Source organism: Pseudomonas sp. TE3910, from assembly GCF_056279025.1.
This window is the reverse complement of record NZ_JBWBQN010000001.1, coordinates 652,684-676,178: the sequence shown is the minus strand read 5'-3', so window position 1 is coordinate 676,178 and position 23,495 is coordinate 652,684. Positions and strand designations below refer to the sequence as shown.

General features: G+C 61.6%; 16 protein-coding genes and 1 pseudogene. 3 read left to right on the top strand and 14 right to left on the bottom strand.

Annotated features, from left to right (window positions below):
- Positions 1 to 53 precede the first annotated feature (53 nt).
- The 4 genes from ACZ9H3_RS03080 to lexA are packed head-to-tail and all read right to left on the bottom strand — an operon-like array spanning position 54 to position 5,784.
- Positions 54 to 3,152 carry an error-prone DNA polymerase gene (locus tag ACZ9H3_RS03080; RefSeq protein WP_476219521.1) on the bottom strand — a complete coding sequence of 1,033 codons (3,099 nt, stop codon included), beginning with the start codon at positions 3,150 to 3,152 and terminating at the stop codon, positions 54 to 56.
- Positions 3,128 to 4,543: a Y-family DNA polymerase gene (locus tag ACZ9H3_RS03075; RefSeq protein ID WP_476219519.1), complete on the bottom strand. Its 1,416-nt coding sequence runs from the start codon at positions 4,541 to 4,543 to the stop codon at positions 3,128 to 3,130. The genes ACZ9H3_RS03080 and ACZ9H3_RS03075 overlap by 25 nt, the downstream gene beginning before the upstream one ends.
- A 6-nt stretch (positions 4,544 to 4,549) precedes the next feature.
- Positions 4,550 to 5,167 (bottom strand): translesion DNA synthesis-associated protein ImuA, encoded by a 618-nt coding sequence (imuA, locus tag ACZ9H3_RS03070; RefSeq protein WP_476219517.1) that lies wholly within the window; start codon positions 5,165 to 5,167, stop codon positions 4,550 to 4,552.
- The gene (gene lexA / locus ACZ9H3_RS03065) at positions 5,167 to 5,784 is read right to left on the bottom strand and encodes a transcriptional repressor LexA (protein WP_065757877.1); all 618 of its coding nucleotides are present in this window, start codon (positions 5,782 to 5,784) and stop codon (positions 5,167 to 5,169) included. The genes imuA and lexA overlap by 1 nt, the downstream gene beginning before the upstream one ends.
- 101 nt (positions 5,785 to 5,885) lie before the next feature.
- Between lexA and ACZ9H3_RS03060 the strand changes: the two genes are divergently transcribed.
- Positions 5,886 to 6,551: an HAD family hydrolase gene (locus ACZ9H3_RS03060; RefSeq protein ID WP_102052132.1), complete on the top strand. Its 666-nt coding sequence runs from the start codon at positions 5,886 to 5,888 to the stop codon at positions 6,549 to 6,551.
- Here ACZ9H3_RS03060 and ACZ9H3_RS03055 read toward each other — a convergent pair.
- The 3 genes and pseudogenes from ACZ9H3_RS03055 to ACZ9H3_RS03045 form a co-directional block, all read right to left on the bottom strand.
- Positions 6,545 to 6,640: pseudogene (locus ACZ9H3_RS03055) on the bottom strand (hypothetical protein); the annotation flags it as partial. The gene ACZ9H3_RS03060 and the pseudogene ACZ9H3_RS03055 sit on opposite strands and share 7 nt — an antisense overlap.
- A 124-nt stretch (positions 6,641 to 6,764) precedes the next feature.
- Entirely contained in the window at positions 6,765 to 7,610 is an 846-nt protein-coding gene (locus tag ACZ9H3_RS03050; RefSeq protein WP_371917196.1) for a site-specific integrase, read from the bottom strand.
- A gap of 262 nt (positions 7,611 to 7,872) precedes the next feature.
- Positions 7,873 to 8,544, bottom strand: coding sequence for a DUF3313 domain-containing protein (locus ACZ9H3_RS03045; RefSeq protein WP_102052130.1), 672 nt, complete (start codon positions 8,542 to 8,544; stop codon positions 7,873 to 7,875).
- A gap of 80 nt (positions 8,545 to 8,624) precedes the next feature.
- On the opposite strand from ACZ9H3_RS03045, the gene ACZ9H3_RS03040 reads away from it, so the two are divergent.
- Positions 8,625 to 9,272 (top strand): DUF1345 domain-containing protein, encoded by a 648-nt coding sequence (locus ACZ9H3_RS03040; protein ID WP_065757873.1) that lies wholly within the window; start codon positions 8,625 to 8,627, stop codon positions 9,270 to 9,272.
- Here the strand turns inward: ACZ9H3_RS03040 and ACZ9H3_RS03035 are convergent.
- Positions 9,261 to 10,457: a pyridoxal phosphate-dependent aminotransferase gene (locus ACZ9H3_RS03035; RefSeq protein ID WP_476219513.1), complete on the bottom strand. Its 1,197-nt coding sequence runs from the start codon at positions 10,455 to 10,457 to the stop codon at positions 9,261 to 9,263. The two genes, ACZ9H3_RS03040 and ACZ9H3_RS03035, sit on opposite strands and share 12 nt — an antisense overlap.
- A 303-nt stretch (positions 10,458 to 10,760) precedes the next feature.
- On the opposite strand from ACZ9H3_RS03035, the gene ACZ9H3_RS03030 reads away from it, so the two are divergent.
- Entirely contained in the window at positions 10,761 to 11,018 is a 258-nt protein-coding gene (locus tag ACZ9H3_RS03030) for a DUF1652 domain-containing protein (protein ID WP_409276970.1), read from the top strand.
- 3 nt (positions 11,019 to 11,021) lie between these two features.
- On the opposite strand, the gene ACZ9H3_RS03025 is transcribed toward ACZ9H3_RS03030, so the two are convergent.
- The 6 genes from ACZ9H3_RS03025 to tpx form a co-directional block, all read right to left on the bottom strand.
- Positions 11,022 to 13,103: a putative bifunctional diguanylate cyclase/phosphodiesterase gene (locus ACZ9H3_RS03025; RefSeq protein ID WP_476219510.1), complete on the bottom strand. Its 2,082-nt coding sequence runs from the start codon at positions 13,101 to 13,103 to the stop codon at positions 11,022 to 11,024.
- Positions 13,104 to 13,274: 171 nt separating this feature from the next.
- On the bottom strand, positions 13,275 to 14,762 hold the full coding sequence (locus ACZ9H3_RS03020) for an efflux transporter outer membrane subunit (RefSeq protein ID WP_330522730.1): 1,488 nt from the start codon (positions 14,760 to 14,762) through the stop codon (positions 13,275 to 13,277).
- Positions 14,759 to 17,869, bottom strand: a complete 3,111-nt coding sequence (locus tag ACZ9H3_RS03015) for an efflux RND transporter permease subunit (RefSeq protein ID WP_330522731.1) — start codon at positions 17,867 to 17,869, stop codon at positions 14,759 to 14,761. Before ACZ9H3_RS03015 ends, ACZ9H3_RS03020 begins: the two co-directional genes overlap by 4 nt.
- A gap of 22 nt (positions 17,870 to 17,891) precedes the next feature.
- Positions 17,892 to 20,987: an MdtB/MuxB family multidrug efflux RND transporter permease subunit gene (locus tag ACZ9H3_RS03010; RefSeq protein ID WP_476219507.1), complete on the bottom strand. Its 3,096-nt coding sequence runs from the start codon at positions 20,985 to 20,987 to the stop codon at positions 17,892 to 17,894.
- Positions 20,984 to 22,276 (bottom strand): MdtA/MuxA family multidrug efflux RND transporter periplasmic adaptor subunit, encoded by a 1,293-nt coding sequence (locus tag ACZ9H3_RS03005; RefSeq protein ID WP_330522733.1) that lies wholly within the window; start codon positions 22,274 to 22,276, stop codon positions 20,984 to 20,986. The genes ACZ9H3_RS03010 and ACZ9H3_RS03005 overlap by 4 nt, the downstream gene beginning before the upstream one ends.
- 216 nt (positions 22,277 to 22,492) lie before the next feature.
- Positions 22,493 to 22,993, bottom strand: a complete 501-nt coding sequence (gene tpx, locus ACZ9H3_RS03000) for a thiol peroxidase (protein ID WP_099774504.1) — start codon at positions 22,991 to 22,993, stop codon at positions 22,493 to 22,495.
- Between the last annotated feature and the right edge of the window lie 502 nt (positions 22,994 to 23,495).

The following is a 23,495-nucleotide window of genomic DNA, read 5'->3' as shown; positions in this document are numbered from 1 at the left end:
GTTCCCTGCGCAGGCATCGACCCGCAAGCGGCGCTGGGCGACGCGCTGAAACATCAATGGAAGTCCCGGCTGCGCACGTCCAGCCCGCTCAACAGCGGGCTGAGGTCTTCAAGGCGTCGGGCAATCACATGGCGCACCCCACTCTCGCACTCCAGCCGCCCCACCACCCGCAACAGCCGTGCCCCCACCAAGATGCGGCGCTGACGCTCGGCCAGCGCGCGCCAGACCAGCACATTGATCATGCCGAACTCATCCTCCAGGGTGACGAAAGTCACCCCACCGGCGGTCTGCGGTCGTTGTCGTCCGATGACAATACCGGCGACGCTGACCTTGTCAGCATGAGCCAACTCGACCAGCCGCTGCGAACTGCGACAACCCAGGCCTTCGAGGCGACGCCGCAGCAAGGCCAATGGATGCGGCCCCAGGGTCGTGCCGGTGCTGCTGTAGTCGGCGAACAGGTCCTCACCCAAGGTTGGCGCGGGCAAGGCCACCGCCTCGTCTGAAGGCGCCGCCAGCCCGGCGAACAACGGCAACTGGGCCTGAACCGCCGCCACTTCCCAGCGTGCCTGGTAACGGTGCCCGACCAGCCCCTGCAAGGCTCCGGCATCGGCCAGCAACTCACGTGCGCGTGCATCCAGACCGGCCCGCAGGCTCAGATCGCTGACATCGGCCCATGCCTTCACGGCGCGCGCCTGCTCAATACGCCGGCCATCTTCCTCACGAAAGCCTCGCACCTGACGCAGCCCCAGACGAATCGCCAAGGCATCATCGGTGACCGGCTCCAGGCTGCAATCCCAGTTGCTGTGGCACACATCCACCGGGCGAATCTCGATGCCATGTCGCCGCGCATCCTGAAGAATCTGGTCCGGGCTATAGAAGCCCATCGGCCAACTGTTGATCAACGCGCAGGCATAAATAGCGGGCTCATGGCACTTGAGCCAGCAACTGGCGTAGGTCAGCAAGGCAAAGCTGGCCGCATGGGACTCGGGAAATCCGTAACTGCCAAAACCCTTGATCTGCTCAAAGATCCGCGCAGCAAAGGCCTCGGTGTAACCGTTGTCGAGCATGCCGCGGGTCAAGCGCTCACGGTGCGGCTCCAGCCCGCCATGACGTTTCCACGCGGCCATCGAGCGACGCAGTTGATCGGCCTCGCCCGGGCTGTAGCCTGCCGCGACGATGGCCAGTTCCATGACCTGCTCCTGGAACAGCGGCACGCCAAGGGTGCGTTCAAACACCTTCGCCAGCGCGGGCGAAGGAAAATCGACAGGTTCTTCGTTGTTGCGGCGACGCAGGTAGGGGTGGACCATATCGCCTTGAATCGGCCCGGGGCGAACAATCGCCACTTCAATGACCAGGTCATAGAACGTCTTCGGCTTGAGCCTCGGCAACATGGCCATCTGCGCCCGCGACTCGATCTGGAACACGCCGATGGTATCGGCCCGACCGATCATGGCATACGTCGCTGCATCCTCGGGAGGCACCGTGGCGATGCTCAAGCGACGCCCACGATGGCGCTCAAGCAGGTCAAAACACCGACGCAAGGCGCTGAGCATGCCCAAGGCCAGGATATCGACCTTGAGCAACCCGACCAGGTCGAGGTCGTCCTTGTCCCACTGGATCACCGTACGGTCTTCCATGGCCGCGTTCTCCACCGGCACCAGGCTGTCCAATGGCTGCTCGGAAATGACAAAACCGCCCGGGTGCTGGGACAAGTGCCGGGGAAAGCCGATCAAGGTCCCCGTCAGTGACAGTACCCGGTGCAACAACGGGCTTTCAGGGTCGAAACCCGCTTCACGCAGGTGCTCGGCAGACGGCACACGGTCACTCCAACGGCCACAGCAATCAGCCAATGCGTTGATCTGATCGGGCGGCAACCCCAGCACCCGGGCAATATCCCGCACGGCACCGGCGGCATGGTAGGTGCTGGCCACGGCCGTGAGCGCTGCGCGATGACGCCCATAACGACGAAACACATACTGCAGCACCTCTTCGCGGCGCTCGTGTTCGAAATCGACATCAATGTCCGGAGGCTCGTTACGCTCGCGGGAGAGGAAACGCTCGAACAACAGGTGCGAGGTCATGGGGTCCAGTTCGGTGATACCCAGCACGAAGCACACCACCGAGTTGGCTGCCGAGCCCCGCCCCTGGCAGAGGATGCCCTGCTCGCGGGCAAACCGCACGATGTCATGGACCGTGAGAAAGTACCCTTCGTAACCAAGCTCGGTGATCAGGGCCAGCTCATGCTCCAGCATGCCACGGGCCTTGTCGTCGACACCCTCAGGCCAGCGCCAACGTAGACCGTGCTCGCACAACTGACGTAGCCAACTGGTCGAGGTATGGCCGTGCGGCACCACTTCCCGAGGGTACTGATAGCGCAATTGACCGAGGTCGAACTGGCAGCGCTCGGCGATTTGCACACTGGCCTGGAGCAATTCGGGTGGGTACAACTCGGCCAGGTGCTGCAACGGTCGCAAGTGTCGCTCGCCATTGGCGAACAGACGGTGCCCGGCCTCGGCCACGGTCGTGTGATGGCGGATAGCGGTCATGCAGTCCTGCAAGGCCCGACGTCCACGGGCATGCATATGCACATCGCCACAGGCGACCGCAGGAATGCCGGTCTCAGCGGCCAGCGCCAGCAGGTTCGCCAGCCGCTGGCGGTCATCCGGGCCACGGTGCAACTGCACCGCCAGCCACAGGCGCTCAGCAAACACTTCACGCAACCAGTGGCCGTTACTGGCGTCACGCTCGTCATCCGGTACCCACAACGCCAGCAGCCCCGGGAAAGGGCTGTTGAAGTCATCGCGGTACAGGCAGTACTCGCCCTTCTTTGCCCGACGACGCCCTAGGGTGATCAGCCTGCACAGGTGCTGATAACCACATAGGTCCTCCACCAACAGCACCAGTTTCGGGCCATTTTCCAGGCGTATTTCGCTGCCAATGATCAGTGGGAGGCCACTGTCCTTCGCCGCCTGCCAGGCCCGCACAATACCGGCCAAGGTACATTCATCAGTGATCGCCAGAGCCTGGTAACCTTGCTGGCGAGCACGCGCGAACAGCTCCTGCGCACTGTAGGCGCCGCGCTGGAAACTGAAGTTCGACAGGCAGTGCAGTTCGGCATAAGCAACGCTCATGCGAACCAGCCTTGCAACCACAGCACGCGACTGTCGCCGACATTGCGGTAGGCCCAGCCGCGCTGGCCGCTGGCGGTTTCAATCAGGTAATAGTCACGGCGTATATCGTCACCGTCCCACCAACCGGACTCGATACGTTCAGGCCCGGCCAACACCTGCAAACCCTCAGGCAGCAACGCTTGCGGCTCGGCCAACAACCAGCCGGGACGCGGTGCAGCCGGCAGCGACACGTCAGCCGAACGCCCTTCCCCTGAGTACCAGGCGCACTCGGGACGGTGGTCTGCCTGCACCTGCAGCGTCCCTACGGCGTCATCGCCAAGGCGCGCACGCAACCGCTCGCGCAACTGCTCCCATGCCTGGTACTGCTGCGGCCGGGCTTCGAAAAGCGCTGCCAACGGCGGTACGAAACGTGGCAAATCCTCAGCCAGCAAACGCAGATTACGCACAGGGGCCGCAAGCTGCAGCGCCTCCAACCGCCCACGGGCCAGCTCGAACAACATGCCCGCCTCACGCTCAGCCGCCAGCAAGCCGACCACCACGCGGGTGTCTTCGACCTCGACATGCTCCAGGTGCAGCGTAAAGCGCTGAACCCCCACATCCCGTCCGACCAGGAACACCGCCAGGTCGTTGATCAACCGGCGCAAGGGGAACAACAGCGCCTGATGGGATTCAACATCGAAATTCAGCTCCAGCCGCGCATCGAAACGGTCTGCCGGCATGTAGCACGTCAATGCCATGGCCCGCAGACCCAGCAGCCGATCCAGATGCAACTGCACCGGTGCGGCGAAACGTCGGGCCAGCGCATCACGCGGCAGCGCCAGCACCTGATCCAGGCGGCGCAACCCCATGCGCACAAGCGCCGTGGCGGCGTCCGGCGCCAGACCGATACGCTCAACGGGCATCCGCACCAAGGCGGCGCGGGTTTGTTCGGGGCAGAAAGCGGCCAGCCCGTCATGCCCATTGGCAAGCATCCGGGCGGCTACCGGGTTGCTGGCCAGCACGATGCGATGGCGAAAACCGAGGACCGTCAACTCCTCACGCAAGCGCGCCTCAAACACAGGCCAGGGCCCGAACAGCCCCAGGCTGGACTCGACCTCCAGCAACAGGGCTCGGGGGTAATCCAGGCTGACCTGCGAGCTGAAGCGGTACGCCCAGGCCGCAAGCAATTGCTGCAAGTGTTCCGTGGCTGCGGGGTCATGCTCAACACACGTAAACCCCTGGGCCAGGGCTTGCGCTGTACTCAACGTTTGCCCCGCACGCAAGCCAAGGGCATGGGCCGCCGGGTTGACGGCCTGCAACACCCGGCGCTGGCTAGGCCCGCTGATCAATACCAACGGTGCGTCGGGATCATTACGCCCGCGCAGTACACCATCGAGTGCCAGCTGCGGCAGCAGGATACAGGCCCAGAGCATGCTGCATCAGCCTCGCCAGCACGCAGCAATGGGGGTTGTCGGTGCCCGTCCGCCACGGCACTTGAGCACCCGCCACTGCGCTGGCTGGCAATCGACGGCGATACGCAAGGCCGCCGGTGAAGGGTTCAACGCCGTGTGTTGAGGGCGACAGGCAAATGCCAGGGCCTGGCCCGTTTCGGCAGCGACCTGCAAACGGCGCAGGGCTCGATCATCGGCATGCTGCGGCCAACACAGCACTGCGGCGCAACTGCCCGAGCGCAAGCATTGCTCGGTGGCCCAGAGTGCCTCGCTCGGGTCGGCCTGCACCAGCGACAGCCAGCGCAAGTCGACACCAGCGGCCTGCCAAGCAGGGGCATACGGGATATAGGGTGGTGCTACCAGCACCACCCGCTCGCCGCCTGTGGTCAAGCGCGCCAGGCTCGGCCAGAGCAACTGCAGCTCGCCACTGCCAGCACTCGCCAGCAGCACTTCGGTCAGCGCCCCGGACGGCCAGCCGGTATCGGGCAAGGCTGCATCCAGCGGCGCATGCCCGGTGGGTTGTACCTCACGCGGTGGGGCAACCGGCCGCCCTTTCCAGACCTGGCGCGTGTCCAGCAGCCCGTCGAGACTGACGACGGCACCCATCAGCCGCGCCTCAGCAGGCCACAGAACACACCTTCGATCACCAGTTCATGTTCGGGGCCAACGTCAATCGGCGCGTAGGCCGGGTTACGTGGCAACAGGCGGTAATGCCCATCGGCACGCTGGAAGCGCTTGATGGTCACCTCACCGTCCAGCCGGGCAACCACGATCTGCCCGTCACGGGCATCGGCTTGTTGTTTGATGCCGACCAAATCGCCATCGAAAATACCGTCGTCGATCATCGAGTCACCACGCACCTTGAGCAGGTAGTCCGGGGTACGGCTGAACAACTGCGGGTCCAGCAGCAATTGCTCATGAATATCGATATCCGGGCCAATCGGTCGCCCGGCCGCCACCTGCCCCAGCACCGGAATTTCCAGCACCTCGGGCCGACGCAACACACCGGCCAGGCGGATACCGCGTGCCTGGTTCGGCGTGACCTCGATCAGCCCCGCCTCGCAGAGGGCCTGAATGTGTTTACGCGCCACACTGCGCGAAGCAAAACCAAAGGCCTGGGCGATATCGGCCAGGCTCGGTGGCTGACCGTGCTCGGCAATGCGTTCACGGATGAAGGTCAGGATGGCGGTGCGTTTGGGCGATAATCTAGTCATGGAGTACATTTGTACTCTTTTCGTAAAACACTGACCAGCCCCATTGATCGCCCCAAGGCGAAATGAGTCCGTTATGATCGTCGCCATCAGACCTGTAGCGGAAACCCACCATGCTCAATGCCCTGCTGTTCGACCTCGACGGCACCCTGACCGATACCGACAAGCTGCACCTGCTGGCCATGCAGCAGTTGTTGCTCGAAGAAGGCCGGGTCTTTACCGAAGAAGAGTTCGATGCGCATGTCAGTGGCCGGGCCAATGCCGATTTGTGCCGCTACCTGTTCCCGGAACGCTCGGTTGCCGAGCACCGGGCCTTCGCCGAGCGCAAGGAGGAGCGCTTTCGCGCCTTGTCGCCGCGCCTGCAACCGACACCCGGTCTGTCGCGCCTGCTTGCACATGGCGAGGCTGCCGGCCTGGGCATGGCCGTCGTCACCAATGCACCACGGGCCAACGCCGAGCACATGCTCGCCGCCATGGGTATGGCCGGGCGTTTTCGACATATCCTGGTGGCCGAAGAGCTGCCCTGCGCCAAGCCCGACCCCCTGCCCTATCTCACCGGCCTTGAGCGCCTGCACGCACGCGCCGAATACGCATTGGCGTTCGAAGACTCGATTCCTGGGGTAACGGCAGCCAGCAAGGCCGGCATTTTCACTGTTGGCCTGAGCACCAGCCAACGGCCAGAGGTGCTGCTAGCCGCTGGCGCGCAACTGGTGGTGGAGGACTTCACCGATGCCCGCTTGTGGGCATTGATTGACGGGATGTCCAACCAGGCTCAGTGACGCCGGTAGCTTTTCTTGCCACTTGGCGTCAGGCAATACACACCACCCCGAGGGTCGGTACAGAACGCCCCACTGCCACACGCGCAGCCGTCGTTGCACAGGACGCGCCAGTGCGCAGATAGCCGAAGGTTGCTCGGCGTGATCCTGATGTACATACCGATCTTCGAGGTGGCGTCGAGCATCCAGTGAGCGGGAAGCTCGCGACGCCGACCGCTACATATCAAAACGATCCACCGCCCGCCGCCGCTCGTTGTCGTCGCGCATGTCATAGTTGGCAGTGGTCTGGATGTTGCTGTGGTGCGCAAGTTTCTGGGCAATCGACAGGTCGTGCTCTTCGATCACCCGGGTAATGAACGAGCGGCGAAAATCGTGGGGCATGATCTTCACCCCGACCTGCTGCCCCCGCTGGCGAGCGATGTAATAGATCGCATGCTTGGTGATGCGTTCGCGGGTGATATGGCTGCCACGTCGTATGCGGTTGAACAGGAAGTCGTCATCGGCCTGCCCTTCCGGCAGTTGCGAACGACGAAAGGCCAACCAGGCATTGAGCCTGTCGAACGCCCAGGCCGGCGCATACTTGATCAGTTGTTTGTTGCCTTTGCCCAGCACCTGCAGGCTGCGCTCGGAAAAGTCGATCTGCGACAGTTTCAGATCGACCGACTCGGATTTGCGCATCCCTGTGCCATAGAGCAAGGCAATTACCGCTGCATCGCGTAACCCTTGTGGGCGTGGGTCAGCGGCGCACACCTCCATGAGTTCGCGTATCAGGCTGCGCTTGAGGTTTCGCCCCACGGGCAGGCGTACACCCTGGGTCGCTTTCACCGTGCGAATTTTCAGCAGGTGTTCGTGGCTGATCAGACTCAACCGCCACGCCTCGTTCATGACGCCCCGTACCGCATTGACATACAGCGATGAGGTGTTGGGGGTAAACCCGTCGGCACGCAGCGCCGCCACCAGCGCGGTGACATGTGCGGGGTCGAGCAGGTGCCAGGGTACCTCGGCAATGTCGCAATCCTCGAAGCCGAGCCGGTCGGCAGCATCCTGCAGGACGTACTTCATGGTCAACTGGCTGGAGGGCGCCAGGCGCGCAAGGTATTGCAGCAGCGGGTTGTGCAGTGAATCGGGCAAAACGGGAGGTCCTGTAGCAGCGCCAGCATGGTCCGAGGCCAGAGCCAGGTCATTGATTGCCAAGCATTTTGACCTGGCACCGGGCGGATGGTAACTCATCCCGCGTAACGCTGCTGCCAATAGCCGACAAGCCCTCCCATCATGGAAACCGATACCCCGGTCGAGCAGTCGGCCTCAGGACAAACCAACAAACCTAATGGGACTTGAGTTTCTGGAACGACAGGTTCATATCCGAGGCCCACGTATCCAGTACGACCTTGACATCGTCCGGGACCAATACCTGTTTTTCATTCTCCAGGGGTTTGCCGCTGCCCTTGCGCACGACCTGAGCCAGTACCTTGTTATTGCCCCCGTCGAGAAATGCTGCTTCAGTGGCGATCTCGGTTTCCTGGTCACGGATTCCCGAAGCGGTACTCACGGCAGCAGCCACCAAGGCGATCGGAATCACTTCATACGGTTTCAAGCCTTCGGTCTTGCTGCTGACCGCAGTGATTGCCGGCCTGACGACAATAGTGCCTGGGCCAGGCCCCTTGGCAAGCGGCATCGATTTGCTGATTTCTCGCTTGAGTGCTGCGTCATAGTAGCGGGTAATCCCTTGCAGGGTACTTTGCGGTATACGCTCGGTCGCCTGTGGCTTGGGGTAGAACTGGCTGGGCTCGATGTAGACGCTCGTGTAACGGCCAACCTTCAGGTCAGGGTCCACCCAGCGCATCACCGTTGCCCCGGAAGGCGATGTGTTCTCAGTCAAACGGCTGTAATCCCTGAGAAAACCGGAATATTGCTCCGGTTCGACGACTTTGCTCGAACAGCCGGACAGAACAAGCCCGCTCAGGCACAGCGTACCGACGATCAACGCTCTTTTCATGCTCTCGCTCCATGGCGCGCAAAGGAAGGCTCTGTAGGTATAGGCTAGAGTTGCGCAGGCATCCAACAAAACGAGGCAGCATGGCATTTCACAAACTGGCACACACTCATCCACGCTTGAGCGCAGCGGCTCTACTGGGCGCTATTGCAGGCATACTGATTCCCGCACATGACCTGATCCAGCACATCTTGATTGGCTGGAACATCGGTGTCTGGTTCTACCTGGCACTGGTGCTCTGGCTGACCCTGCGAGCCAACCCGGAACGGGTTCGCAAGGTGGCCAGCATCGAAGACGAAAATGCCGGGTTGGTACTGTTCACCGTGAGTATCGCCGCCATCGCCAGCCTGGCCGCCGTCACCCTCGAACTGGTCGGCAGCCGGGGCCTGGAGAATGGCCAACAGCTGTTGCGCTATGCCTTCACCGGGCTCACCGTAAGCGGTTCATGGCTGTTGATCGGCACTGTCTTCAGTCTGCACTATGCGCGGCTGTTCTACACCGATGAGGCAAAGGCACCCTTGTTGCGTTTTGCCGATGGCGAATGCAACCCCGATTACTGGGACTTCCACTATTTCTCATTCACCCTGAGCGTGGCCGTACAAACCGCCGATGTCGGCGTCGCCGGGCGTGAGCTGCGCCGCGTGGTATTGGCGCACTCACTGATCGGCTTTCTCTTCAACACGGCCATCCTGGGTTTCACGATCAATATTGCTGCCGGCTTACTGAGCTGACGGGCCCTGCCCCTCAAGCGCTTGCACCGCACAGCGGGCAATGCGCTGGCAGGCCAACACCAGTCGTTGACTGTCCAGTACCAGGCCCAGGCGCAGATGCCCGGCGGCACTGGGGCCGAATGCATCGCCGGGCAACACCGCCACACCATGCTCCTCCAGCAGGCGCTCAGCGAAGGCCCGTGCACTCAAGCCGGTTTCACGGATATCGATCATCACGAACATGCCGCCATCCGGCTTGTGCACACGGATTCCCGCACAGCCTTCCAGGCTGGCGCACACCCGGTCACGCCGCTCGCGGTAGGCTTCGCGCATCTGCACAAGTTCTGGGAGTTCGTGCTCCAGGGCCACCCGAGCCGCATTCTGGATGAAGTCCGGCAGGCCATAGAGCATGCACAGGGCCAAGTGCGTCAAGTGATCGGCCAGGGCTGGCGGACCGATCATCCACCCTACCCGCCAACCGGACATGGCATGGGACTTGGAGAGGCTGTTGATTGTCACACAACGCTCAGCCATACCCGGCAGGCTCGCCGGGCTGATATGTTCGCCGTCATACAGCAATTCGCTATAGACCTCGTCGGAGATCAGCCACAAGTCATGCTCGATACACAGCCGCGCCAGGCGCTCCCATGTGGCCCGTGGCAGGCTGGCGCCTGAAGGGTTGTGCGGGCTGTTGATGAGCAGGGCCCGCGTGCGCGGGGTGATCAGCGCCCGGACATCCGCCGGTTCAATACAAAACCCCTTCTCGGGCTTGACCGCAACGGGCACCGACTTGGCCCCACAAGCACCGAACACCGCGTCATAGGTGACATACATGGGTTCGGCGACAATCACCTCATCCCCCGGATCAAACAAGCATTGGGCCACGCCGTACAGTGCACACTGTGCTCCGGCCAGCACGACGACTTCTTGCGCATCCACCGCTCGCCCGCTAAGCCGTGCATGTCGGCGGGCAATGGCCTGGCGCAAGGCCAGGCTGCCACGCACATCCGAATAATGAGTGTCGCCTGCTGCGAGGCTGTCGACCGCCGCCTGGACAATCGACTTCGGCGTGTCGAAATCAGGGTCGCCAACCGACAGCAACAGAATGTCGCGGCCTTGCTGCTGCAGTTCCAAGGCTCGGTAATGAATGTTCCAGACGGCAGCACCATCACCGGCAATACGTTGGGTCAGGGTTGAATACTGCATGGAGGGCTCCTTGACTGATGGCACACCTCGGGCGTACCGCTGGTCAGAAACCTCCAGGCGGGCATCCCAGCCGACTGCCGGTAAAAATAGCAGAATGCCGTGTGCCTGGCGGCTCAACCCCCAAAGACAAACGTTTGCGTTGAAAAACTATCCGAACGAAGGGCCATGACCAGGGTCAAAAAACCGGTGATAAACCGCGTTCAGGTCCCGGACAACCCCCCAGTGAATGCTATGGTTAGGGTCGCGCTGTACCCTGAGAAATAGCCAACACACCGTGTGACGCTGAAAATCAAGGAGGCCAGCATGAGCAAACTGACGTTTCCAAACGCCTGTCAGGTAATGCGTTGGCATTTCCATCCATTAGGCTTTGAGGCAAGCATGGATGCGCCCAGCAGCATGGTAGCCCGCCTGTTTGACCGCGCCACGGGCGAAACCTTGCTGGCAATTACCGGCATTCCTTGCGCCACCGTGATGCAGGCTACCGATGTCGAGTTGATCATCGAGGCCGTGGAGGCCGAGCTCGATGCCTTTGCACCGTCCAGCACCTTGCACTCGGCATGACAGCTAGGCCGGTACACCGGCCTGGCTGGCCGACTCGATTCTGGCCATGAAGTCTTCGGCGGACTGCGGCTGACCCAACAGATAGCCCTGCAGCGAGTCACAGCCCAAGCGCGTCAGGAAGTCCTGTTGCCGATCGGTTTCCACCCCTTCGGCAACGATGCGCAAGCCCAGCGCCTGGCCCAACGCAACAATTGCCGAAACAATGGCCGCATCGTCGCCATCTTGTTCCAGATCACGCACGAAACCGCGGTCGATTTTCAGCTCGTTGGCCGGCAGCCGCTTGAGGTACATCAAACTGGAGTAGCCCGTGCCAAAGTCGTCGATCGACAAGTCCACGCCCATGTCCGAGAGCTGCTGCAATACCAGCAAACTGGCATCGGCATCACGCATGGCAGTGGTCTCGGTAATCTCCAGCGTCAGGGTATTGGGCGGCAAGCGATGCCGTGCCAATGCCCCGGCAACGCTCTCGACCAGGCTGGCATGGCAGAACTGGATCGCCGACAGGTTCACAGCGATACGCCAATCGACATACCCCTGATCGATCCACAGGCGCATTTGTCGGCACGCTTCATTCAGCACCCAATCCCCGATGGGGATGATCAGGCCGGTCTTTTCCGCCAGCACAATGAAACGATCCGGCAGCAACAGACCGTGCTGTGGGTGCTCCCAGCGCAGCAGGGCCTCCGCGCCAATGGGCTGGCACTTCTGGGCATCGAACTTGGGCTGGTAGAAGAGACGAAACTGCCCCTGCTCCAGCGCCATGCGCAGATCCTGAAGCAATTGCAGCTGCAAGCGGGCATTGCTGTTCATCGATACATCGAAAAAGCTGTAGCCATTCTTGCCCGCGCTTTTGGCGTGGTACATCGCCGCGTCGGCATTGCGCAGCAGCTCGTGCTGATCGGTGCCGTTGCCGGGGTACAGGGAAATGCCGATGCTGGCGGATACCTGAAGGTTTTGATCGCTGATGCGAAACGGTCGCGATATCAGGTTGACCTGCTTGGTCGCGACACCCAGGGCATCATCCGGCTCATCCAGCTCTACCAGCAAGACAAACTCGTCGCCGCCAATACGCGCCAGGGTATCCTGGCTGTGCAGGTGCCCGCGCAGACGCAAGGCAACCTCTTTGAGCAACTGGTCCCCCGTATGGTGACCGAAGGCATCGTTGACCGGCTTGAAGCCATCAAGGTCAATAAACATCAGGGCAAAGCAGCCGCCCTGCTCCGCCACCTTGCTGATGGCCTGATCGATCCGGTCGGCCAGCAAGGTACGATTGGGCAGCCCGGTCAAGGTGTCATGCAAGGCCAGTTGGGTCAGTTCCTCGTTGGCCAGCGTCAACGAGCGCGCCAGTTCAGCCGTGCGCGCTTCCAGGCGCGCATCCAGCACCGACGTCAACAACGCCACGGCCAATACCGCCAGGGTGGTGATCAACACCAGATAATCCAGACCACTGCCGCTCAGACCGCCCTGGGCACCACAGAAACTGCCATCGGCGAAGTTGGCCGCGGCCATGCCGGTGTAGTGCATGCCGACAATGGCAATCCCCATCACCACGGCGGCACAGCCACGGAACTGACGAACATAAGGCGTGTGCAGGCGCAAGCGAAATGCGATCCACAGCGCCGCCGCCGATGCGCCCCCGGCGATCAGCAAGGAGGCCACGAACAACACGGGGTCGTACTCGATGCCCGGCTGCATGCGCATGGCCGCCATGCCGGTGTAATGCATGCAACTGATGCCGGCACCCATGATGAAGGCACCCAGCCCCAACGTACGCCAAGGCAAGCGCGGCTGGCTGACCAGCCAGAGGGCGAAACCCGACGACAACACCGCAACCAGCAATGACAAGGCCGTCAAGGTGATGTCATACCCCAGCGGGATCGGCAGGCTGAAGGCGAGCATCCCGATAAAATGCATCGACCAGATACCAAAGCCCATGGCCATGGCCCCTCCGCCCATCCACAGATGTACCGCACGCCCCTTGGCCGTCGCGATGCGGCCGGAGAGGTCAAGCGCGGTATACGATGCAAGGATGGCCACACACAGGGAAATCAATACCAGCGAGGGGGAGTAACTACCAATCAACATGAGGCCTTTGACAACCGGGTTGGAGGACCTGTGTTGAGGCCCGATAAAACCGATGATTGTACTCAAGCTTTAGCGAAACGCACGGAGTTTCAGTGGGTACGTTCCAACCTGCGCGGGCTGCGGCACCGTGCCAAAGCGGGCACCGTACCGCCACCCTCGCTGACAGAACCGTCAAGGCTGCGGGGCGAACGCCGTCTGTGTGTCCCAACCACCACCCAGGGCCGCGATCAACTGCACACTGGCCACCAGACGCCCCTGCAACAAGGTCAGCACACTGCGCTCATTGCTCAAGGCCGTGGCCTGCACATTGACCACATCCAGGTAGCCAATCAAGCCGGCCTTGTACTGATTATTGGTCAAGCGTAACGACTCGCGGGCCGAGGCCAGCGCCTCGTTACGTACCTGAGCCTCATCCTCATACACTTTCAACTGCACAAGGTAGTTTTCCACCTCACGAAAACCGTCCAGCACCGTTTGCCGGTACTGGGCGACGGTCTGGTCATAGACCGCTTCGGTACGGTCGACTTCAGCGGCGCGCTTGCCGCCGTCGAACAAGGTCAGGGCCAGTTGCGGCCCGACCGACCAGAAACGGTTCGGCAGGCTGACCCAATCATTGAAACTGCTACTGCTGTAACCACCACTGAGGCTCAGGCTCAGGTCGGGGAAGTAAGCCGCCTTGGCCACGCCAATACTGGCATTGGCAGCCATCACCTTGCGTTCAGCCGACGCGATGTCGGGACGACGCTCCAGCAGTTGTGACGGCAAGGCCAGCGGCACCTGAGGCAACGCCGGGATGCGATCGCTCGCCGCCAAGGCAAACTCAGAGGGTGCCTTGCCAAGCAATACGGCAATCGCGTTTTCCAACTGGGCACGCTGCCAGATCAGATCGATCAGGTCAGCCTGGGTAGTTTTCAACTGGGTTTGTGCCTGAGCCACGGCATCCTTGCCGGAGATGCCGGCACGGTACTGGTTCTCGGTCATTTTCAGCGAACGCTGGTAAGCCTCGACAGTCGCCTCAAGCAGGCGTTTTTGCTCATCCAGCACCCGCAGTTGCAGGTAATTCTGCACCAGCTCCGACTGCAGGCTCAGACGAATCGCCGCCATATCGGCCAGGCTCGCTTCAGCACTGGCCTCGTTGGCGGCCAACTCCTCACGCAGCTTGCCCCACAGATCAGCCTCCCAACTCACGCCCAGTTGGGTGCTGTAGGTATTACGGATACCACTGCTGTTATTGCTCAGGCTCGAGCTGCTGCTACCGGTGCCCTGGCTTGAGCGCGTCTTGCCGGCGCTCAGGTCGATGCTGGGAAACAGCGAGCCGCGAGCACTGCGTACCAAGGCCTGGGCCTGACGGTATTGAGCCTCGTACTGGGCGACCGTCTGGTTATTGGCATTGAGTTGCACAATCAGGTCGTTGAGCAGGCTGTCGCCATACAGCTCCCACCAAGCGCCTCGGGCCAATGCATCGGACGGCGTTGCCGGTGTCCAGCCTTCGGCATACTTGAACGGCGCTTGCGCAGGGGTTTCCGGGCGCTGGTAATTCGGGCTCAGGGTACAGGCGCTGAGCATCACCAGGCACATGCCGGTCGCCAGCAAGCGCGAGCCTCGAGCGGCCAGCAACTGCTGCAGGGTGCGGTCGGAAAGTAACGGGCGTTGAGTCATAGCGGGGTTTCCAGAGCAGCATCGGTACGCACGCCACGCCAACGGTTGAAGCGATGGCGCAGACGGTCCAGGTAGAGGTAGACCACTGGGGTGGTGTAAAGCGTGAGGATCTGGCTGAAGACCAGCCCACCAATGATGGTCAGGCCCAGCGGTTGACGCATCTCGGCACCCTCGGCACCGCCGAGCAACAGCGGTAGCGCGCCAAGGATGGCCGCCAGGGTGGTCATCAGGATCGGCCGCAAACGCAACAGGCACGCGCGACGGATCGATTCTTCAGGGCTCAGCCCGTCATGCCGCTCCAGCTGCAAGGCCAGGTCGATCATCAGGATGGCGTTTTTCTTCACCACGCCGATCAGCAGGAACAGCCCCAGCAACGAGATCAGGCTGAACTCGCTGCCCACCAGATACAACGTGAGCAAGGCGCCGACCCCGGCCGACGGCAGCGTCGACAGAATGGTCAGCGGGTGAATGTAGCTTTCATACAGAATGCCCAGCACCAGGTACACCGCCAGCAGTGCGCCGAGAATCATGAACGGCTGGCCTTTCTGGCTTTCCTCAAAGGCATTGCCGGTACCGCCCAGCTTGGCGATCACCTCTTCGGGCAGGCCGACCTTGGCCACTGCACGCTCCACGGCGGCCATGGCCGCTTCCTGGCTGTAGCCTTCAGCAATATCGAAGGCAATGTCTTCAGAAGCGAATTGCCCTTCATGACTGACCCGGTCGCTGGCCAGGCTGTTTTCATAGCGGGCAAACGCCGACAGCGGCACGCGCGCGCCCGCCGCAGTGATCACCTGCACCTGCTCCAGGGTACGTGGGTCCTGCGCGTACTGCGGGTTGACCTCCATCACCACCTGATACTGGTTCAGGCTGTCGTAGATGGTCGAGATCTGCCGCTGGCTGTAGGCATTGTTCAGCACCGCAGTGACCATGTTCATGTCGATGCCCAGGCGCTTGGCCTGTTCGCGATCGACCACCAGCGTCACTTGCTGGGTACCGCTGCCTTCACGCGCATCGATCGCGGTGAGCTCTGGCAAGGTCTTCAGGGCGGCAACAACCTTCGGGTACCACTCGCGCAACAAGGCCAGGTCGCCGCTTTGCAAGGTGTAGAGAAACTGTGAAGAGCTCTGCTCGCGCCCACTACCGCCAAATTGCAGGTCTTGATCCGCCATCAGGAACAAGCGCCCGCCCGGCACCTTGGGCATGTTCTTGCGCAAACGTTCGATGACTTTCTGTGCCGAGTCCTTGCGCTCCTTGATCGGCTTCAGGCGTACCAACACCATGGCGTTGTTGATGCCACTGTTGCCACCGATGAAGCCAGCGACACTTTCCACCGCAGGGTCTTGGAGCAACGCCCGACGGTAGATCTCCATCTTCGGCTGCATGACCGAAAACGACAGGCCATCGTCACCGCGCACGAACCCCATGAGCTGGCCGGTGTCCTGTTGCGGCATGAAGGTCTTGGGCACCACGACGTAAAGGGCAATGTTCACACCGATGGTCAGCAACAGGCTGATGAGTGTCAGCCGACGATGACGCAGTGCCCAGCCCAGGGTACGGTCATAACCGGCCATCATGCGCTGATTGAGTTGCTCGCTCCAACGCTGCAGGCGGGTCTGCTGGCCAACCGGGTGCGGCTTGAGCCAGCGGGCACAGAGCATCGGTGTCAGGGTCAGCGACACCACCAGCGAAACGATGATCGCGGCCGCCAGGGTGATGGAGAACTCACGGAACAACGACTGAACAATGCCACCCATGAACAAGATGGAGATGAACACCGCCACCAGCGACACGTTCATCGACAACAATGTGAAACCTACTTCCTTGGCCCCGAGAAACGCTGCACGCATCGGCGCGATGCCTTCATCGATGTGCCGGGAAATGTTTTCCAGCACCACGATGGCATCGTCCACCACCAGCCCAGTGGCCAGGATCAGGGCCATCAGCGACAGGTTGTTCAGGGAAAAACCGCACAGGTACATGATTGCGAAGGTACCCACCAGCGATACGGGTACCGCCAGGGTCGGAATCAGCGAGGCGCGCAGGTTGCCGAGGAACAGGAACACCACCAGGACGACCAAGGCCACCGCAATCAGCAAGGTATGCTCAGCCTCCTTGAGGGTGGCCTTGATCACGGGCGAACGGTCCATGGCCAGGTCCAGTTTGACACTGGCCGGCATCAGCGCTTCAAGGGCCGGCAACTGCTCCTTGATCTTCGCCACGGTCTCGATGATGTTGGCCCCGGTCTGGCGGTTGATGACCAGCAACACCGCGTCCTGATCATTGAAAAAGCCGCTGTTATAGCGGTTTTCCACGCCATCACTGATCTTGGCCACATGGCTCAGGCGCAGCACCGAACCGTCCTGGTAACGGATCACCAGAGGCTCATAATCCTTGGCCTCGTACAGTTGATCGTTAGCCTGGACCTGCCAGTTGCGCGCACTGTCTTCGACGAATCCTTTGGGCCGGCGCTGGTTGGCGTTGGCGATGGTCTCGCGCACCTCATCCAGGGCCACGCCATACTGGTTAAGCATCTGTGGTTCCAGCTCGATGCGCACCGCCGGCAGCGAGCTACCACCAATCTGCACCTCCCCTACCCCGGGCACCTGAGACAGGCTCTGCGACAGGATGGTCGAAGCAAGGTCGTACAACTGACCTTTCTGCAACACGCTGGACGTCAGCGCCAATACCATGATCGGCGCCTGGGCCGGGTTGATCTTCTTGTAGGTCGGCATGCTTTTCATACCGCTGGGCAACAGGTTGCGCGAGGCATTGATCGCTGCCTGCACTTCGCGGGCAGCGGCGTCGATATTCTGCCCTTGCTCAAAGCCAAGAATCACCCGCGTCGAGCCCTGGCTGGACCGGCTGGTCAGGGTGTTGACCCCGGCAATGGCGCCCATCGAGCGCTCCAGCGGGGTTGCCACGGTCGAGGCCATGACCTCGGGGCTGGCCCCCGGCAGGTTGGCCGACACCACGATCACCGGGAAATCGATCTGCGGCAGCGGTGCCACCGGCAGCAAGCCGAAACTCACGCCACCCAGCAGCATGATCGCCAGGCTCAACAACATCGTCGCCACCGGACGGCGGATAAACGGGCCGGACAGGTTCATCGGCGGCAGCTCCAGTCCAACGTCATACCGGCACACCCGCGGCACTGCGACCACTGAAACGCCGCGCCAGCCGATCGAAATACAAGTAGATCACCGGCGTAGTGAACAGCGTCAGCACCTGGCTGACCAACAGGCCACCCACCATCACCAGGCCCAGTGGCTGACGCAGTTCTGCGCCAGAGCCAGTAGCCAGCATCAACGGCACAGCACCGAACAGCGCCGCCAGGGTAGTCATCAAAATGGGACGGAAACGCAGTAACGCCGCTTCATAGATCGCCGTTTGTGGATCAACACCGCGGGTACGTTCAGCCTCCAGGGCGAAGTCGATCATCATGATCGCGTTCTTCTTGACGATACCGATCAGCAGGATGATGCCGATGATTGCAATCATCCCCAGGTCATGGCCACTGAGCAGCAAGGCCAGCAAGGCCCCGACCGCAGCAGACGGCAAGGTCGAGAGGATCGTAACCGGGTGGATGTAGCTCTCGTAGAGCACCCCCAACACGATGTACATGGTTACCACGGCAGCCAGGATCAACAACAAGGTACTCGACAGCGAGGCCTGGAACGCTTCGGCTGCGCCCTGGAAGCGTGTCTGCACCCCGAGCGGCATGCCAATGTCCTGCTGCACCTGCTCAATCGCCTTGACCGCCTCGCCCAGCGCAACACCGGGCGCCAGGTTGAACGACATCATCACTGCCGGGAACTGGCCGATATGGGCAATTGCCAACTGCGCCTGACGCTGCTCGATACGTGCCAGGCTCGACAAGCGGACCTGCCCGCCATCGGCGCTCTTGACGTAGACCTGCTCCAGCGCCTGTGGGCCAAGGGTGGCAGCGTCAGCAGCCTGCAAGACCACACGGTACTGGGTAGCCTGGGTGTAGATGGTGGAAATCTGGCGCTGCCCGAAGGCGTCATAGAGCGCGTTGGTGATGTCGGCAACGCTGATGCCCAGGCGCCCGGTCGCATCGCGATCGATGGCCAGGTACACCTGCAAGCCCTTGTCCTGCAGGTCGCTGGCAACATCAGTGAGTTCCGGGCGCAGGCGCAAGGCATCGACCAGCTTGCCGCTCCACTGCGCCAGCAACTCGGCGTCCGGCGATGACAGGCTGAACTGGTACTGCGTGCGGCTGACCCGGTCTTCGATGCTCAAGTCCTGCACCGGCTGCATGAACAGGCGCATACCGACCAGTTTGTCGACCTCCGGCTGCAGACGCTGGATCACCTGGGCCGCAGTCAGGTCACGCTCATTGTGCGGCTTGAGGTTGATCAACAAGCGGCCACTGTTCAGCGTGGCGTTGTCGCCATCAACCCCGATGTAGGACGAAAGGCTCTGCACCGCCGGGTCCTTGAGGATGATCGCCGACAAGGCTTGCTGACGCTCACTCATGGCGGCGAACGATACCGACTGCGGCGCCTCGGAAATCCCCTGGATAACCCCGGTGTCCTGCACCGGGAAGAACCCCTTCGGCACCATCAGGTACAACACGACGGTCAGGCCCAGGGTTGCCACCGCCACCAACAGGGTTAGCGGCTGGTGACGCAGCACCCACTGCAAACCCTGGCCATAATGACCAATCATCCAGTCGATCCAGGCGCCGCTGGCACGGTAGAAACGGCTCTGTTCCTCTGCCTTGGGTTCACGCTTGAGCAGCCGCGCGCACATCATCGGCGTCAGTGTCAGTGAAACCACCAGGGAAATCAGGATGGCCACGGCCAGGGTAATGGCGAACTCACGGAACAGCCTGCCCACCACGTCGGCCATGAACAGCAGTGGGATCAATACCGCAATCAGGGAGAAGGTCAGCGACACCAGGGTAAAGCCGATCTGCCGGGCGCCCTTGAGCGCAGCCTGCAGCGGCGTTTCGCCTTCTTCGATATGCCGGGAGATGTTCTCCAGCATGACGATGGCATCGTCCACCACAAAGCCGGTGGCAATGGTCAGCGCCATCAGCGTCAGGTTGTTGATCGAGAAGCCCGCCAGGTACATCACCGCGAAGGTGCCGATCAATGACAGCGGCACAGTGATGGATGGAATCAAGGTGGCGCTCAAGCGACGCAGGAAGACAAAGGTGACCATGACCACCAGAGCAATGGCGATCAACAGCTCATACTGTACGTCCTTGACCGACGCCCGAATGGTCTGGGTACGGTCAGTGAGTACCGCGACATCAAGGCCGGCAGGCAGGTTGTCGGTAATCGACGGCAGCAGGGTCTTGATCCGGTCGACCACCTCAATGACGTTGGCCCCCGGCTGGCGCTGAATATTGAGCAGCACTGCCTGGTTCTGGTTGGCCCAGGCCGCCAGACGCTCGTTCTCGGCACCGTCGACGATCTCGGCAACATCCTTGAGCCGCAGCGGCGCGCCGTTGTTGTAGGCCAGGATCAGGTTGGCGTATTCCTCGGGCGAACGCAGCTGGTCGTTGGCGTCGAGCATCGACACCCGGGTCGGGCCGTCAAAGTTGCCCTTGGGCTGGTTGACGTTGGACGCACCGATCAATGTACGCACATCGGCCAGGTTAAGCCCGGCTGCCGCCAAGGCATCGGGGTTGACCTTGATGCGTACCGCCTGGCGCTGGCCACCGGCGATGCTGACCATCCCTACCCCGCTGATCTGCGCAATCTTCTGCGCGACCCGGGTATCGACCAGGTCATTGAGCTTGGGCAACAGCATGGTTTTCGAGGTGATGGCCAGGGTCAGCACAGGGGTATCGGCCGGGTTGACCTTGTTGTACACCGGTGGCGCCGGCAGGTCGCTGGGCAGCAGGTTGCTGGCAGCGTTGATCGCCGCCTGCACCTGTTGTTCGGCGACGTCCATGTTCATGTCCAGGCTGAACCGCAGGGTCAGCACCGAAGCACCGCCCGAACTGGTGGAGGCCATCTGGGTCAGCCCGGGCATTTGCCCGAACTGGCGCTCAAGCGGCGCGGTGACAGCGCTGGTCATCACCTGAGGGCTGGCTCCGGGATAGAGCGTCATGACCCGAATGGTCGGGTAATCGACCTGCGGCAACGCCGCCACCGGCAGCAACTTGTAGGCGATAAGGCCCGCCAGCACGATGGCCAGCATGCTCAGTGTGGTCGCCACCGGGCGCAGGATGAACAGCCGCGAGAGGTTCATGCGCCCGCCTTACCCTTGGCACCCTGAGCACCCGGGCGCGCCGAGGCATCCTGCTGCTCCTGCCCCTGCAAGTGCTGGCCGGGGGTCGCTGGCACCTCGGAACTGTCATTGACCACATCCACATCACTGCCATCACGCAAACGGTCGGTGCCTTCCAGCACCACCCGCTCGCCCTTGGCCAGGCCCTCGATCACCACGGTGTGCTCACCATCGCTGGCACCGACCTTGAGTTTGCGGATGCGTACCTTCTTGTCGCCGTCCATCACATAGACGAAGGAGCCCTCGGTACCGAACTGAATCGCTGCCGACGGGGCCAACACCACGTCTTTCAGCGTATCGGCCAGCAAGCGCACATTGACGAACTGGTTGGGGAACAACACTTCGTCCTGGTTCTCGAAGCGTGCCTTGAACTTCAGGGTACCGGTCGTGGTGTCGATCTGGTTGTCCAGGCTGCTCAGCACCCCGACGGCCTGCTGCTTGAGATCCCCCCGATCCCAGGCCTCCACCGCCAGCTTGGCGCCACTGCGATAACGCGCAAGCACCGTCGACAGTTCGGCCTCGGGCAAGGTAAAGGCGACGGTGATCGGCTGGGTTTGAGTGATGACCACCAGCGCCGTGGTGTCGTTGGCCGCCACCAGGTTGCCGACATCAAGCTGGCGCAGGCCAAGACGACCACCGATCGGCGCACGGATCTTGCTGAACTCCAGGTTCAGCCTGGCATCGCCAACGGCCGCCTGATTGGTCTTGATGGTGCCCTGATACTGCTCAACCAAGGCCGCCTGGGTATCGAGGGTCTGCTTGGCGATGCTGTCTTCAGCATAAAGGCCCTTGTAACGCTCCAGGTCGATCTGGGCATTTTTCAGTTGCGCAAGGTTCTGCGCCAGGGTGCCTTCTGCCTGTTGCAAGGCGATCTGATAGCTGCGCGGATCGATCTCAGCCAGCAGATCACCGGCTTTCACCTTCTGCCCCTCCTGGAAGTTGACCTTGACCAACTCACCGGCCACGCGGCTGCGCACGTTCACCGTGTTGGTGGCCGTAACCGTGCCCAATGCCTTGAGGTACACCGGAAAATCCGCCACGGTAGCAGGCGCCACACGCACCGGCACCGGCCCACCAAAGGCCCCGAAGCCCGGTCGACCGCCCTTTCCTGGCGCCATACTGGTGTTTTTTACCGGCGTCGAAGGCCACAGCCACCAACACAGGCCGGCGACCAGCAACAGGATCAGCAGGCCAACGAGCCAGGGACGAGGGGAACGGGAAGCAGGAGCATGCATTGGGTGATCGACCATTGTGCGCAGGGATATCTTTTGAGAAGGCTGAACGATAAGCAGATGAGACCGTTAAGCAAAGCGCCTTTACCGGCAATTTACTTAGCGCTGACAGAGGCAAGATGCTGAACTATAAATAAAAACGGCCTGGACGAAGGCCAGGCCGTTACAAACGCTTGCAAATCCATACGCCTTGATCGCCGGTATTACCGGCGATGGCGTCGGATTACTTCAACGTTACTTCAACGCAGCCAGGGCCGCGTCGTAGTTTGGTTCTTCGGCGATTTCCTTGACCAACTCGCTGTGCAGCACCTTGTCGTTCTCGTCCAGAACCACTACGGCACGTGCCGTCAGGCCAGCCAGTGGGCCGTCAGCAATGGCCACACCGTAGTTTTCGATGAACTCACGGCCGCGCAGGGTCGAGAGGTTCTTGACGTTTTCCAGGCCTTCGGCACCGCAGAAACGGGCCTGGGCAAACGGCAGGTCAGCCGAGATGCACAGCACAACGGTGTTGGCGACATCGTTGGCCTTGGCATTGAAGGTGCGCACGGACGTGGCGCAGGTCGGGGTGTCGACACTTGGGAAAATGTTCAACACTTTGCGCTTGCCGGCGAAGTCTTTCAGCGACACATCAGCCAGGCCAGCGCCGACCAGGCTGAACGCAGGTGCCTGGGTACCAACCTGCGGCAGTTCACCGTTGACCTGAACCGGATTGCCTTTAAGAGTCACTTGAGCCATGAACGGAGTCCTTATGCGGGAGTTGAGTAAAGGACCAGAGTTAACCACGAAAGTGCCCCGTCACCTATGGGCAGACAAAAATTGTTGAGTTTTCAGACAATTCTTGTAGACAATCTGCAAGCTTAAACCCGGCCCTCGGCATACTGTTCGCCCAATTAGCGGGATTGGTCAAGCGCCCTCAAACACGCACCCTCCTGATGAAAGCAGGCATGTCCATTCGCGATGTCGGGCCTGATGCCCCGTTCCGCCTTTACGGCGGGTCACTTTTGTCGGGGCCGTGCTGAAGGGACAATTTGGCAGCGCCTGCAAGTTCAGCGCATAAAAAAGCAACGCCGAAAAGCCCAAAATCTTCGCAGGCAAGCAAAACAGCGAGCATCTGCTTGTCAGTGCACGGAATGTCAGGCGCTGCAAGGTGTCCCTTCAGGAGGCTGAGTGGAGCCATCGCGTAGTGGGGTGCGAGGCATGGATGCCTCGCAAGTGCTGATGGGCCATGGATGGCCCG